Raw genomic sequence first — 949 nt, forward strand, 5'->3', positions numbered from 1 at the left:
CTCGCGGTGCTGCCGTTCCAAAACATGAGCGGCGACCCGGAGCAGGATTACTTTGCCGACGGCATCGTCGAGGACATCATCACCGCGCTCAGCCGCTTCAAGTCATTTGCGGTGATCGCCCGCAATTCGAGCTTCGTCTACAAGGGCAAGGCCGTAGACGTGCGGCAGGTGGCCAAGGAGCTCGGAGTTCGCTACGTGCTTGAAGGCAGCGTGCGACGCTCCGGTGAGCGGCTGCGCATCACCGCACAGCTCATCGAGACGATAGCCGGGGCGCATCTTTGGGCCGACAGATTCGATGGCGCGGTCGCAGACGTATTCGACGTGCAGGACCGCATTACCGAAAGCGTTATCGGCGTCATGGAACCGCAGATCCGACAGGCCGAAATCGAACGCTCCCGCAGGAAACGCCCGGAAAGCCTCGATGCCTACGATCTCTACCTGAGGGCGCTGTCGAAGACTTACAGCGCGCGGCCCGAGGACAATGCCCAGGCTTTTGCGCAAATGATGGAAGCAGTCGCGCTCGAGCCGCACTACGCCCCGTTCCTCACCGGTGCCTGCTGGGCCCTTGAATTCCGCGTTGCCATGGGCTGGCCTGCGCTGACCGGCGACGACCGGGCCGCTTGTCTCGATCTGGTGCGCCGCGCCCTTGCCGATCCGCAGGGCGATGCGACCGTACTGGCGCAATGCGGCCTGACGCTGGTCAGCATGCGAGAGTACGACCGAGGCATGCAGATCGTGGCCAATGCCGTCGAGGCGAACCCGAACAGCCAGTTCGTGCTGATGGTCGCAGGCATTGCCGAACTCCAGTGCGGGAATCTGGAGGACGCGCTCACCCATAGTCGGCGCGCGATCCTGATGAGCCCGGGAGACCCAACGGCGCCGTGGCCCATGACCACGATTGCGCATGCACACATGGCGCTCGGCAACTATGTCGAAGCGCTAAAAGCCG

1 protein-coding gene is annotated in these 949 nt (G+C 63.5%); it reads left to right on the plus strand.

Features of this window, described 5'->3' with window-relative positions:
- Positions 1–24: 24 nt before the first annotated feature.
- A partial coding sequence (locus tag NKH02_RS34390) for a tetratricopeptide repeat protein (RefSeq protein ID WP_502913898.1) occupies positions 25–949 on the plus strand: 925 nt, incomplete at its 3' end.

It is taken from the genome of Mesorhizobium sp. M1396 (assembly GCF_040317725.1).
Lineage (GTDB): Bacteria > Pseudomonadota > Alphaproteobacteria > Rhizobiales > Rhizobiaceae > Mesorhizobium.